Source organism: Streptococcus dentasini (genome assembly GCF_053206945.1).
This window is the reverse complement of sequence record NZ_JBRUHS010000009.1, coordinates 70,995-84,410: the sequence shown is the minus strand read 5'-3', so window position 1 is coordinate 84,410 and position 13,416 is coordinate 70,995. Positions and strand designations below refer to the sequence as shown.

The 13,416-nt window shown below is 42.0% G+C and carries 13 protein-coding genes; 7 read left to right on the top strand and 6 right to left on the bottom strand.

What is annotated here, in order from left to right; translation table 11 throughout:
• Positions 1–63: 63 nt before the first annotated feature.
• Positions 64–978, top strand: coding sequence for a M48 family metalloprotease (locus ACVR1G_RS07805; RefSeq protein WP_447452617.1), 915 nt, complete (start codon positions 64–66; stop codon positions 976–978).
• Positions 979–1,346: 368 nt separating this feature from the next.
• Here the strand turns inward: ACVR1G_RS07805 and rpmG are convergent, their stop codons facing one another.
• Both rpmG and rpmF read right to left on the bottom strand, forming a co-directional pair.
• Positions 1,347–1,496: a 50S ribosomal protein L33 gene (gene rpmG, locus ACVR1G_RS07800; RefSeq protein ID WP_001265622.1), complete on the bottom strand. Its 150-nt coding sequence runs from the start codon at positions 1,494–1,496 to the stop codon at positions 1,347–1,349.
• 15 nt (positions 1,497–1,511) lie between these two features.
• The gene (gene rpmF / locus ACVR1G_RS07795) at positions 1,512–1,694 is read right to left on the bottom strand and encodes a 50S ribosomal protein L32 (RefSeq protein ID WP_004225572.1); all 183 of its coding nucleotides are present in this window, start codon (positions 1,692–1,694) and stop codon (positions 1,512–1,514) included.
• 312 nt (positions 1,695–2,006) lie between these two features.
• Between rpmF and hisS the strand changes: the two genes are divergently transcribed.
• From hisS to ACVR1G_RS07770, 5 genes are all read left to right on the top strand, one after another.
• Entirely contained in the window at positions 2,007–3,287 is a 1,281-nt protein-coding gene (hisS, locus tag ACVR1G_RS07790) for a histidine--tRNA ligase (protein ID WP_447452616.1), read from the top strand.
• A 32-nt stretch (positions 3,288–3,319) separates the two neighbouring features.
• Complete coding sequence (locus tag ACVR1G_RS07785) at positions 3,320–3,736, top strand: hypothetical protein (protein WP_447452615.1); 417 nt, start codon at positions 3,320–3,322, stop codon at positions 3,734–3,736.
• A gap of 117 nt (positions 3,737–3,853) precedes the next feature.
• Complete coding sequence (aspS, locus tag ACVR1G_RS07780) at positions 3,854–5,602, top strand: aspartate--tRNA ligase (RefSeq protein ID WP_447452614.1); 1,749 nt, start codon at positions 3,854–3,856, stop codon at positions 5,600–5,602.
• A complete protein-coding gene (locus ACVR1G_RS07775; protein WP_447452613.1) occupies positions 5,595–6,536 on the top strand; it encodes a YitT family protein in 942 nt (313 codons plus the stop codon). The genes aspS and ACVR1G_RS07775 overlap by 8 nt, the downstream gene beginning before the upstream one ends.
• A 200-nt stretch (positions 6,537–6,736) precedes the next feature.
• Positions 6,737–7,093, top strand: coding sequence for a hypothetical protein (locus ACVR1G_RS07770; protein WP_447452612.1), 357 nt, complete (start codon positions 6,737–6,739; stop codon positions 7,091–7,093).
• 303 nt (positions 7,094–7,396) lie between these two features.
• On the opposite strand, the gene argS is transcribed toward ACVR1G_RS07770, so the two are convergent.
• Together argS and citC are read right to left on the bottom strand one after the other, a co-directional pair.
• Positions 7,397–9,088: an arginine--tRNA ligase gene (gene argS / locus ACVR1G_RS07765; RefSeq protein ID WP_447452611.1), complete on the bottom strand. Its 1,692-nt coding sequence runs from the start codon at positions 9,086–9,088 to the stop codon at positions 7,397–7,399.
• Between the two features lie 112 nt (positions 9,089–9,200).
• Positions 9,201–10,247, bottom strand: a complete 1,047-nt coding sequence (citC, locus tag ACVR1G_RS07760; RefSeq protein WP_447452610.1) for a [citrate (pro-3S)-lyase] ligase — start codon at positions 10,245–10,247, stop codon at positions 9,201–9,203.
• Positions 10,248–10,419: 172 nt separating this feature from the next.
• On the opposite strand from citC, the gene ACVR1G_RS07755 reads away from it, so the two are divergent.
• Complete coding sequence (locus ACVR1G_RS07755; protein WP_447452609.1) at positions 10,420–11,502, top strand: AbrB family protein; 1,083 nt, start codon at positions 10,420–10,422, stop codon at positions 11,500–11,502.
• 102 nt (positions 11,503–11,604) lie between these two features.
• On the opposite strand, the gene citG is transcribed toward ACVR1G_RS07755, so the two are convergent.
• Both citG and ACVR1G_RS07745 read right to left on the bottom strand, forming a co-directional pair.
• On the bottom strand, positions 11,605–12,498 hold the full coding sequence (gene citG, locus ACVR1G_RS07750; protein ID WP_447452608.1) for a triphosphoribosyl-dephospho-CoA synthase CitG: 894 nt from the start codon (positions 12,496–12,498) through the stop codon (positions 11,605–11,607).
• Positions 12,495–13,187 (bottom strand): GntR family transcriptional regulator, encoded by a 693-nt coding sequence (locus ACVR1G_RS07745; protein ID WP_447452607.1) that lies wholly within the window; start codon positions 13,185–13,187, stop codon positions 12,495–12,497. The genes citG and ACVR1G_RS07745 overlap by 4 nt, the downstream gene beginning before the upstream one ends.
• Positions 13,188–13,416 lie beyond the last annotated feature (229 nt).

Genomic DNA, 13,416 nt, shown 5'->3' with positions numbered 1-13,416 from the left:
TTAATATAGTAGGGTAATCATTATAATATTCAACGGTAGTATTATGTCCGAGAGGAAGTTTTAATGTATTTAATTAACTTTATCAAAAGGATGTCGCGGAAATCAAATATCCCTGTTCTTATCTATTTAGCGCTTAATGTGTTTATTATTGCTATCATTATCCAAGTAATGTTTAGTGATAGTCACTTTATACAATCTTTCTTTTTGGCTTTAGCCTTGTATGCTGTATCAATGTTCATTGCCTTGTCACCAATAGGAGAATGGATTCTTAGATTGCAAACGGGTTGTAAACCCATTAAGAGAGTTGAATATAGTAATTACATTGAACCTCTTTTTCAAGAAGTCTACACTAAGGCAAGAGCTATGGACACTTCAATTCCTGAGGATATTCAACTATTTATGAATGAAGACGAAGCTCCAAATGCTTTTGCAACCGGTCGCAAGACGATTTGTATTACTGAAGGGTTATTATCTGTTCCAGAAAGTCAAATCAAAGCAACTCTTGCACACGAATTTGGACATTTGGCACATAAAGATACGGATTTGATCCTTGTCGTTTCTGTTGGGAATATGATTGTTTCAAGTATAATCATATTCATTAGATTGGCTATTGATTTATTTCATTTTATTTTTTACACGATATCATCATTAGCTGGCGGTCAAGAAGGTGCAATTGTCGCTCTTATTTCAACGATTTACCACCTATTAATAACAGCAGTGGAAGTTAGTCTGACTAAACTATGGACTTGGATTGGCATTTTATTTGTAATGAAATCCAGTAGAGCAAATGAATATGAAGCCGATGAATTTGCCTACCGTCTTGGTTATGGTAATGATCTTTGTATTCTTTTGGATACGATTGATACTTCAGGAGCACAGGGGCTTTTCGCTTCTTTATCTAGTAGTCATCCTTCAAAAAATGACCGCATTGCTAGACTGCAGAATCTTGGAGCAACTTATCAAAGAAGCTTTAAGTAGTCTGCTTTAAAAGTTAATGGGGGAATGGCTTGTCTTACAAAAAGTAGCTTTACCTTTGCGGTTTGGTTTAGTCGTTTTTTATGGTTGAGTAATACTATAATAGCTTATTTCGTTTAGTATAATACATCCATGACTAAGTCATTTGAACCTTATCTGAGAATCTTTAAAACAATATTCAGAAAGCGATAGAGGAATAGTAAAAATCTACCTTCATATCATGCAAAAAGGAAAATATAAGATTGCACAAGCTATGCTAGATTTAGCTAAGGTTAACCCTTGATTATTTTAATCAGTTAAAATTCAGTTATTTAGCTAAAATCAAAAAAAGCCTTTGAAACGTTGATTTCAAGGGCTTTCTGTATATCGTCTTATTTAACTTCAGTAAACACGACGTGTTTACGCAATTTTGGTGAGTATTTTTTCAATTGCAGACGGTCTGGAGTGTTACGTTTGTTTTTTGAAGTAAGGTACAAGCGTTCACCAGATTCTTTGTGTTCAAGTGTAATATTTACGCGCATGGTATCTCCCTTCTATTATTCAGCTGCGTTAGCTTTAGCGATTTTACGTCCTTTGTAGTAGCCTTTAAGGGATACACGGTGAGAACGTGAGTAATCTCCAGTAGTTTCATCAAATTTCACAGTTGGAGCTGTCAATTTGTAGTGTGTACGACGTTTATTTTTTTTCGCTTTTGACGTGCGACGTGCAGGTACTGCCATTTTTATGCTTCCTCCAATAGATTAATCTTGATTTTAAATCAACTCTAACAGTTTATCATAAGATTTTTGTAAAGTAAAGTTACTTGACAGAAGTTTTAAAAAAATTCTGATATCCAACCCAAAATCCTCTAAAAAATGATAAAATGATAGGGATTTTAGTCTGTATAGAAAGGAAAAGGTCCAAAGACTGTGAAAAAGGAATTGAACACAGTCGGAAAGCCCGGAAAATAGACAAGACGGCTTAGTCATAAGGCTGATTGTCTTCCCAATTTTCTTTCAGTCGCTTTCTTTTCGACCTTTGTATCATAAAATATGAAACTTCAAAAACCTAAGGGAACGCAGGATATTCTGCCAGTTGAGAGTAGTAAATGGCAGTATCTAGAGAATGTTGCACGTGAAACATTTAAAAAATACAACTATGGCGAGATCCGAACCCCCATGTTTGAGCACTATGAGGTAATCAGCCGTTCAGTCGGAGATACGACCGATATCGTAACCAAGGAGATGTATGACTTCCATGACAAGGGAGACCGCCATATTACTCTGCGTCCGGAAGGAACGGCTCCAGTTGTGCGTTCTTTTGTGGAAAACAAACTCTTTGCGCCTGAGGTGCAAAAGCCTGTTAAGATGTATTATATCGGATCCATGTTTCGTTACGAGCGTCCACAAGCCGGGCGCTTGCGTGAGTTCCACCAGATTGGAGTAGAATGCTTTGGGTCCAGCAATCCAGCAACTGATGTGGAGACCATCGCTATGGCTTATCAATTGTTTAAACAGCTTGGTATCAAGAATGTAACCCTCCATCTCAACAGTCTTGGCAACACTGAAAGCCGTATGGCTTACCGTCAAGCACTTATCGATTATCTAACCCCCATGCGTGAGAGTCTGTCTAAAGACAGTCAGCGTCGCTTAGAAGAAAATCCCTTGCGCGTGCTGGATTCTAAGGAGAAGGAAGACAAGTTAGCTGTTGAGAATGCACCCTCCATCCTCGACTATCTGGATGAAGAAAGTCAAACGCATTTTGATACAGTGCGCCAGATGTTAGAGACTCTGGCTATCCCTTATGTCATTGACACCAACATGGTGCGCGGACTCGACTACTACAATCATACGATTTTTGAGTTCATCACAACCATTGATAAATCAGAGCTAACCATCTGTGCGGGCGGTCGCTACGATGGCTTGGTTGAATATTTTGGCGGACCAGCAACACCGGGATTCGGATTTGGTCTGGGGCTTGAGCGTCTCCTGCTCGTTCTTGAAAAACAAGGTGTTGAGCTTCCTATTGATGAAGGCTTGGACGTTTATATGGCTGTTCTTGGTGATGGTGCCAATCTTAAGGCGCTTGAGTTGGTAGAGGCCCTTCGTCAGCAGGGCTTCAAGGCTGAGCGTGATTATCTGGGACGCAAGATTAAAGCACAGTTCAAATCAGCAGATGCTTTCAAGTCTAAGACTGTCATTACTTTAGGTGAGAGCGAAGTTGAGACGGGTAAAGTTGCGATTAAAAACAACCAAACACGTCAAGAAGTTGTTGCCAGTTTTGAAGAAATTACTACAGACTTTGCTGGCGTTCTGGCTAAACTCCAAGAATAAGAGAGAAAAGGGCAACCCTATAGGAGAATTCAGTGACAAGTATTGAACAGTTGTTAAAAGAAGAGCAGACCTTTAGCCTAGGCTTCGATCGCAGTTTGCCTATTCATTTTCAGGAACAGTTTTGGAAGATGATTGCTTATTTGGATAAACACGATATCCCATGGTTCAATGGCGAAAGAGCCGGCGATCACGCTATGTGTCAGCAGTTTTTAGGACAGCAGTGGGACCATGACTACCAAAAGGTTATTCTGGTCTTCAAGCCAGCCGAGCGTTATCTAGGCTGGCAATACGATGAAGAAACAGATGAGTGGGGTGTCACGATTGAGGACGTCTATGGCTTTCGTTGGAATCATTTAGCGGATGAGGCAGAGTACCAATTTGACGAGATTGAAGAGTTTCAGGATGAGTTTGTTGATACCAGCGCTCTGATTGCTGCATTTGGGAAATAAGTGAAAAACTCCGCCTGATGGGTGGGGTTTTAGTGTGCTTTTTGCTATAATAGATAAGAATATAAAAAACTCAGATGGAGAAAGGATAAAGCCATTTTGGGCTTGGTGTCTCAAAGTATGAAACGTAGTATGTATGCTGGTCGTGTTCGCAGTGACCATATTGGAAGTCAGATTACCCTTAAAGGATGGGTTGCCCGCCGCCGTGACCTCGGTGGTTTAATCTTTATTGACTTGCGTGATCGCGAAGGGATCATGCAACTGGTTATCAATCCTGAACAAGTGTCTAGCGACGTTATGACTAAGGCTGAAAGTCTGCGCAGTGAATTTGTTATTGAGGTAACAGGGACTGTTCAAAGCCGTGAGCAGGCTAATGATAAGATTGCAACTGGTCAGGTTGAACTCCAAGTCAGTGAACTGACTATCCTCAATACGGCTAAGACAACACCTTTTGAAATTAAAGATGATGCGGAAATGACCGATGAGAATCGTCTACGTTACCGTTATCTGGATCTCCGCCGTCCTAATATGCTGGGCAACCTCAAGCTGCGCGCCAAGGTAACTCACAGTGTGCGTAACTACCTTGATGAGTTGGAATTCATCGATGTGGAAACACCGATGCTGACCAAGTCAACACCAGAAGGAGCGCGTGACTACTTGGTGCCTTCTCGTGTCAGCCAAGGTCACTTTTATGCCCTGCCTCAAAGTCCACAAATTACTAAGCAGCTGTTAATGAACGCTGGGCTTGACCGTTACTATCAGATAGTTAAGTGTTTCCGTGATGAAGACTTGCGTGGGGACCGTCAACCTGAGTTTACACAGATTGATTTGGAAACTTCCTTTCTTGATGAGCAAGAGATCCAAGATATTACTGAAGGCTTGATCGCACGTGTCATGAAGGAGACCAAGGGAGTTGATGTAGCCCTCCCTTTCCCTCGGATGAGCTACGATGATGCTCTGAACAACTATGGTTCAGACAAGCCAGATACTCGCTTTGAGATGCTTTTACAAGACTTGACAGATCTTGTAAAGGACATTGAATTCAAGGTCTTCTCTCAAGCACCTGTTGTCAAAGCTATTGTAGTGAAAGATGCCGCCGATAAATACTCACGTAAAGACATCGATAAATTAACAGAAGTGGCTAAGCAGTACGGCGCTAAAGGTCTAGCTTGGATTAAACTTGTAAATGGTGAAGTGACAGGTCCAGTTGCTAAGTTTCTAACAGATATTGCAGGCGTATTGACAGATCGTTTACAATTAGTTGACAATGACTTGGTTCTCTTTGTTGCAGATAGGCTTGAGGTTGCCAACGCAACGCTGGGGGGTCTGCGTACACGTCTAGCCAAGGATCTTGACATGATTGACAACTCTGCCTTCAATTTCCTTTGGGTAGTTGACTGGCCAATGTTTGAGTGGTCAGAAGAAGAAGGGCGTTATATGTCAGCTCACCATCCTTTTACACTGCCAACGGAAGAGACTGCAGCTGAGCTTGAAGGTGATCTATCCAAGGTTCGTGCGGTAGCTTACGACATTGTCTTAAATGGTTACGAACTAGGCGGCGGTAGTCTGCGTATCAATCAAAAAGACCTGCAAGAGCGTATGCTCAAGGCTCTTGGCTTCAGCCAAGAATCAGCTAAGGAGCAATTTGGCTTTTTGTTGGAAGCTATGGATTACGGTTTCCCACCGCATGGTGGCCTAGCGATTGGACTCGATCGTTTTCTCATGATTTTGGCTGGCGAAGACAATATTCGTGAAGTTATTGCCTTCCCTAAAAACAACAAAGCTTCAGACCCGATGACTCAGGCACCGAGCCTTGTAGCAGATAAACAATTGGAAGAACTAGCTCTGCAAGTGCAAAACCATGAATAAAAAAACACAGCCTAAGCGACAATTTAAATATGCTGTTGGTAAGGCAGCTAAAAAGGTCGGTCTGCTTCATGCGGCCCGCAGTATTTCCCGTGAGAAGTATGCTGAGAAAATCTCGGCCTCGCTCTTTTACGGAATTCTTTCTAGTATTGCGGTAAACTTCTTTTTTCAACCGGGACATGTGTACTCAAGTGGGGCGACCGGTCTAGCTCAAGTCTTATCTGCACTCAGTGAGCGTTTTGTCGGCTTTGTCATTCCTGTAGGGATCACCTTTTATGCCATCAATATTCCTCTAATGTTACTAGCCTGGTTTAAGATTGGCCACCGTTTCACAATATTTACCTTTATCACAGTAACCGTCAGTTCCTTCTTTATCCAGATAATGCCCCAGGTTACATTGACCAAAGATCCCCTAATCAATGCTATTTTTGGCGGTTTAATTATGGGAATTGGGATAGGCTATGGTTTGCGCTCGCGCATCTCCAGCGGGGGTACTGACATTGTCAGCCTTTATATTCGCAAGAAAACAGGCCGTGATGTTGGTTCCATTTCGTTGATTGTTAATGGTTTTATCATGGTTTTTGCTGGTATTTTATTTGGTTGGCAGTATGCTTTATATTCAATGGTTACCATTTTTGTTTCCAGTCGGATGACTGATGCTCTTTTCACAAAGCAAAAGAAAATGCAAGCAACGATAGTAACCAACCAGCCTGAGCGCGTTATCAAAAAAATCCATAAGCAGCTCCATCGCGGTGTTACTTTGATTAACGATGCTGAAGGCACCTATAATCATGAAAAGAAAGCTGTCTTGATTACAATTATTACTCGTGAAGAGTTTAGTGACTTTAAAGAGGTTATGCATAAGAGCGATCCTGAAGCCTTTGTTTCTATTGCTGAAGATGTCCACATCCTAGGCCGCTTTGCTGAGGAAGATTAGTATAGTTCAAATCAAGTGCCTGTTGCTTTTGCCAAATAATTTTTGCCTGCTGTCAAATGACTCTGAACTAGCTTGAGGATTCTAGTAAAGTCATTTACAATAACAGGCCGATCGATTTGAGTGAAACTGTTCTGTTTATATACTGACTATCACGCAATACAAGATAGCGTTAAATTTATCCAAAAGCTGAGGTGGCTATCATGAAAAGAAATAGTTCTTTTACGATTTGTACGATCCTTATCGTTATATCAAATGTCCTTATGATGACATTGCTTAACAATGGTGAAGAGAAACTCTCAAACCTGTTTATAATGGCAATAACCCTGCTGTGCTTCCCTGGGTTTTTATGGGCAATTGATAATGAGATAGTTTCACTGATTAGGATTGAATCCTCTACCTTATTCCTTATCGCCACTCTTTCCGTTCTTCGGTTAATAAATAGACTTAGTCCTTTACCTGATGCGGTAGGTGCTACGGTAGCTATTGTTGCCTTTATCCTAATAACGGTACTGTTAGTTGCTGGAATTGCCAGATGGGTGACTAAAAAGAAGGAGTGAGTGATCGAGAACTCAAATGGTGTTAGGAGTTTATTCGTTTATTCAAAATCATAGGACCTGGCCAAACTAAACTGACCTGCCCCCAATCGCTAGATTTTTTGTCTAACTTTTAGGGAGCAGGCCCTTGGTCAGGCTCTTTTTTATCTTTTAAAGTCTGTTTAATGCGAGAAAGTAAAGAAAAGCCTAGGAGGAGAAATATGCTCCTTCTAGGTTAATAGTATTTTTGAGCTTCATTATATCGCAACTGTAAGAGCTCACAGCATTTTATGGCTGAGGGCAAAGCCCCCAAGGCTGACCATCAATTTACATCTCTTCAGGCGCTTCAACCCCCAAGAGGCGCAAAGCTTCTTTGAGGACAGTGGCTGTCGCGTGGCTGAGGGCTAGACGACTGTCGCGTTCTGAACTGTCATCTAAAATACGGGTATGAGCGTAATATTTATTGAAGGCTTGAGCCAGATTAATAGCAAATTTTGCAATGACAGATGGTTCAAAATTATCGGCCGCTCGCTTGATAGTGGCTGGGAAGTTTTGAATTAATTTGACAATTTCCCAGCTTTCAGCATCATCTAAGGAATAGTCAGCTGCTGGATCAACCTTGAAATCCGCTTTGCGAAGGATGGATTGAATCCGAGCATAGGCATATTGGACATAAGGACCGGTCTCTCCTTCAAACGAAACCATAGCATCTAGATCAAAGTCATAACCGTTGAGACGATCTGTTTTAAGATCATAAAATTTGATAGCTCCCACACCAACAGCGTGAGCGACCTCCGATTTATTAGGCAGGTTAGGATTTTTAGCGTTGATTTGTTCTTGGGCCCGCTTGATAGCCTCTGCAATCGTTGGTTCTAAAAGGATAACGTTGCCCTTACGAGTTGATAGCTTCTTCCCATCTTTTGTGACTAGGCCAAAAGGCACATGAACAATATCGTCTGCCCAATCGTAACCCATCTCTGTTAAAACCGCCTTGAGTTGTTTGAAATGGCTTGCCTGCTCGTTTCCAACGACATAGACAGATTTGGCGAAATCATAGGTGCGATTGCGGTAAAGTGCTGCGGCGATATCACGAGTGATATAAAGGGTGGCACCGTCAGATTTTTTAATCAAGGCAGGGTGTTCGATGCCATATTTTTCAAGATTGACAACCTGAGCCCCCTGAGATTCCTGCAAGAGCCCTTTCTCTTCTAGGAGAGAAACCACTTCGTCCATTTTATCATTGTAGAAAGCCTCCCCATTGTAGCTGTCAAAGCTGACTTGGAGTTCATCGTAGAGGCGGTTGAATTCAACTAAACTTTCATCGCGGAACCATTGCCAGAGTTCAATAGCCTCCGAATCTCCAGCCTCTAATTTGCGGAACCACTCACGAGCTTCCTCATCGAGCTCAGTGTGCTCCTTAGCTTCCTTATTGATACGAACATAGAGCTGCAGCAGTTCATTGATGGGATTGGCTCTGACAGCTTCCTCATCCCCCCATTTTTTATAAGCAACAATTAATAAACCAAACTGTTTGCCCCAGTCACCTAAATGATTGATTTTAACAGGCCGATAACCAATCTTTTCAAAAATCTTAGCAAGGCTGTCCCCGATAACTGTTGAACGCAAATGTCCGATGGAGAAGGGCTTAGCAATATTAGGACTAGACATATCAAGAGTAATATGGCGTCCCTGACCGATATTTTGGGCGGCATAGTCCTTTCCCTTTTGCAAAACTTCAGCCAAGACTGCTTGAGAAGTGTCCTTCTTGTTAAGAAAGAAATTAACGTAAGGGCCAACAGGCTGAACTTTATCAAATGGTTGGTTATCAATTTTTTCAGCAATATCACTGGCAATCATCTGCGGTGCCTTGCGCAGGGCTTTAGCCAGAGAAAAAGCAGGAAAAGCTAAGTCTCCCATGGTCGAATTTTTAGGGGTTTCCAGTAGACTAATAATATCTTCAACCGCTAAATCAGGCAGGACAGCCTTGATTTCTCGGGCGATAATAAGTTTGTTATCCATGATTTTCTCCTGTGAAAGTATTCATTTTATTGTAACATAATTAGCCTAGTTTTTTAAGCTAGCTTATTGCTAAAGCTTTTATCTCCCCCTACGAGTCAAAAATAGTTTGACCTCAATAATGAATGACTTCCTCAGCCTTTTGAATGCTTGAAATCAAAGGCTGCGCTTCAGCACTCAAAAAGTAATGGAGACTAGTTTCTGGCAGCAGATCCTTTAGGCCCTCCAGTTGTCCTTCTTTGATAGCTTGGCGAGCTGTAGAAGCACTGATGACTTGTCCGTCAGCAGTTGTTTTTCTTGGGACAAGCAGGCAGTCAATGTCAGCCTTGGGCAACTCCTCCTGCATAATGTGATTATAAATATTAGTCACAAAACTCCGAGGTTCCTCACCGACATAGCGTTTAGAAATACCTAGTCCTTTAGCAATCTGGATAAAAATATTAACATCGATCAAGGCCTGTCCTCTGATAACCGCTTCTTCTTCCTGCAAAAAGTAGCTAGGAAAGGTGGCACGACTGATGATGTAATCCCCTGTGTCATGGTAAATAATATTGTCCAGATGGGCAGTTCCCCGTTTAATCAAGTCCTTACGGATTTTAAAGGGAATCAGGCTGGTATCTTCACTGACGATAAAGACATGCAGGTAGTCATTCTCGGCTGCAGCCCGCTCAATCAGATACTGGTGCCCCAGTGTAAAAGGATTGGCATTTAGGACTAAGGCAGCTGTCTGTGCTTCTGGGTTAGGAGATGATTCTAAGCTTGACAGATAGTTTTTGAACCCTGTCTTTTTATTTTCCATAAAAACTACCTGAGGCAATCTAACGATATCATGGAAGCCCAGATCCGCAAAGTATTTAGCTGTGCAGGGTTTAGTATAGAGAAATAAATGGGTGTTTCCGCGTTCCCATTGAACCTGAACCAAATGGGTGACGATTTTATTCAGCAGGCCGGCTCCCTGATAACGATGATCGACGCTGAGACAGCGCAGCGTATTTCCAAAACAGCTCCCCGTCGCAATTACTTCAAGGTTCTCATTAAAAATAGCACAGGTATAATCGAGATGAGCGTCTCGCTTAAGTCCTTCTCGCTCTAACAGTTCATCGATCTTTTTGAGGCTAGCAGTGTCCCAGGGAAAAATCTTCGAAATGGTATCAGTTGACATCAGCCTATCCTCCTCTATTGGCTTTTGCCTTATTGTACCACTATTAAAAACAGCTTTTCAATGCTAGTTCTTTTTAAAACACTTTTAGTACACAGCTAACTTTATAAGTCCTTCAAAATATGTCATAATTGAGACAGATAAAGATACAGAATCAAATGATGGGAAGGCGAAAATGATGATAGGGCACCTTTTTTTAACATTGACAGTAGGACTTCTTGGTGGTGTACTGGCGAAAAAAATTGGCCTTCCAGCCCCCTTTATGGTGGGGAGCATGATAGCCGTCGCTACTGTTTCTATCATAACGGGACAGATGGTTATTGCTTCTAGCGCAAAAATCTTGGCCCAAATTGTCAGCGGTGCCTATATCGGCCAGCAAGTCTCTAAGTCAGACCTGCGCAACCTTCCGCATCTGGCTAAACCTATTGCTGGCTTGATGGGCTTATTCACACTTAACATGGTGCTTGTAGGGCTAATATTTATAGCCTTCTTTCAGCTAGATCCTGTAACAGTCTTTTTGAGTTGTTTACCGGGAGGGATTGTTGATGTCTCCTTGATGAGTATTGATATGGGGGCTCAGTCAGACATTGTAGCTACCTTGCAGTCAGCTAGGCTGATCGGCATTCTAATTATTTTACCGCTTTGGGTAGCCTGGTTGACTAAAAAAATAACGCCCATATCGCCGACTGCTTCTAAAGCAGATATCTCCGCTCCTCCCCAACAGTTGTCAACACACATAAGAACCGAGCTGACCAAGAGCCAGCAGTGGAAAAATAATGCCTTAATTCTCTGCATCGCTAGTTTGGGAGGTCTGTTAGGGTGGTGGCTTGGTATTCCTGTAGGCGCTTTAATTTTCTCCCTGATTTTTTCTTGTGTCTTAAAAATACTGCGGGACACCAAGCAGCTCTCCATTTCTATTCGTTACCTAGCGCAGATTGTTGCAGGTGCGCTGATAGGGATTAATTTTACCCAGACCAGCTTATTTAGAATGTTTCATTTACTGATTCCTATCCTTCTTCTATTAGCCAGTTATCTGCTTATTAATGGTCTATTTGGTTTTCTTGTTTATAAAACTGGTTTGCTTGATCTACAGTCGGCCTTATTTGCCTCCTCTCCTGCGGGAGCAACAGATATTTCCCTGTTAGCTGGGGAACTGGGCGGAGATATGCCTAAAATAGCCGGTATGCAAATTAGCCGAACTATTTACACGACTCTTATCATGCCTTTTATTGTCAGATGGCTTGTGGCCGTTTTATAAAAGAGCTCTTTTAACGCTGAAGTGCACTCCAAAAGTTAGACAGGAAATCTAACTTTTGGAGGATGCTTCACGCAGTAAAAGGGCTCATTGCTTTGTATAGGGTTACAATAATCGTTCTAAAAAAGCAAAATAAAGTGTTAAGGCTAGCAGATCAGCACTGCCTCCGGGACTGAGATTGCGCTCAATCAGTGTTTGGTTATAGGCCGATAATTCTTGCCTTAAGAGCTTTTTTGAAGTTTTCAAGTCTTCGCTAAGCAATAAAAGACGGGCTTCTTTTTTGACCAGCTGCCAAGCTTCAAGCCCGCCTCGATGGATGATATTGCCATCTTCAAGTTGAGACATTAAGTAAAGCAGCAGTCTTAGCTGACTCCATTCCGGATCCTGCTTTGCCTTTAGCTCCTGCCGAAAAAAAGGCAGGGCTCTATCAATCAGGGTTGGGAAGCCTGCTGCAGCTTCCCCGCGAGGTCCCTTAATGCCGTAATCAAGAAACAGACGCTCCCCATAACTAAGCTTGGTCTTTGTATCTAACTGCTCCCAATCAGCCTGTATAGCCTGAGCGGATATCGTTTGAACCAGCTGAGCAAGATCTTGGCTTGTCTGAGGGGTAAAAGTAACACATTTGGTCTTAAAGTCATTCTTAGCCAGATAAATACCGGTTGCTCCCAGCAGCAGGGCCAGAGAAAAATTGACTCCTTTATGGGTATTGACCCCATTTGTAGCTTGAAACATGGCTTTTTCTGCTTCTATACCGATGGAACGTAAACGCTCAAAGATAAACTGAGGCTTATCAGAGGCATAGTGCCAACCAGTCTGAATATAGCGCTCGAAAAAGGGAGACAGGGCCTTTATGCTCGCGATAAAACTAGCGTAGGTCATATCCTTGTGAGCTCCATTATCAAAGCGGTCTACCAGTCCGGGTTTAGGGCTCAAATTTAGCTCGTAAAGCAGCGCTTGCCTAGCTGCATAGGCATAAACAGCTAAATCTGTATCAGTCATGTTTTTCTGCTTTCCATTTCCTTCATGATAAAATTCAGGGAAGAATTAAGGTGTTCGTGCGTGATTAAGGTAATCTGCTCAACATCCTTATTTCTCATCCCGCGGTAGATAATCCAGTGCTCAGCTAGCGCCTGCTTACGTCGTTCCAGAGAACCGATTGAGATTTCTCGGAAATATCTAAGGTAGGTCTGCAGTTCCAGCACAATCTCGCGCAGGCGGAGCATTTGACTCTTTTGATAGATGAGCTCATTAAACTGATTGAAGTTCTGTAGGATTTGTTCCACATCCCCATCGTCAATAAAGCCCTCACAGTCGGTTAGAATCTTTTCCATGTCTGCAAAGTCGGCCTCGGTCATTAAGTACATAGCTTTGGTAGCTGCCAAGGTATCAAGAGCCTTTCGGATATCGAAAATTTCTATGGCATCCTTAAGACTGATACCGCGCACAATGATGCCCTTTTTGGGAATATGTTCGACCAGTTTTTCCTCCTCCAAGACGCTTAAGGCATAGCGAATTGGTGTTCTGCTGATGTTGAGAGCCGCTGAGAGCTCTTTTTCATTGATGCGTGCACCCGCAGGAATCTCACTCATAATAATAGTCTTTTTTAAAGCCTCATAAAATGAGATTTTCAAGGGAACATTTTTGGTTAAATCCAAATTGTTTTTTATGGCTTCAATAATTTGAGACATTCTTTCTCCTTGTAAGGTGTTATTTCTCTATTATAACGAAATTTATAGAAAAATGCTTTTCCTTTCCTACCCCTAGGGAGCTCTTAAGTAATTCGAGGAAAGATAGGAAGCATAGCAAGGGGAGCATTTAGAGAATAAATATTTTTACTGGGACTGCCAATAGCAAAGAATAAAGAGTAAGCGATATTAGAGTTATTAAGACAAAATCTTAACCAATTTCCGAACTATT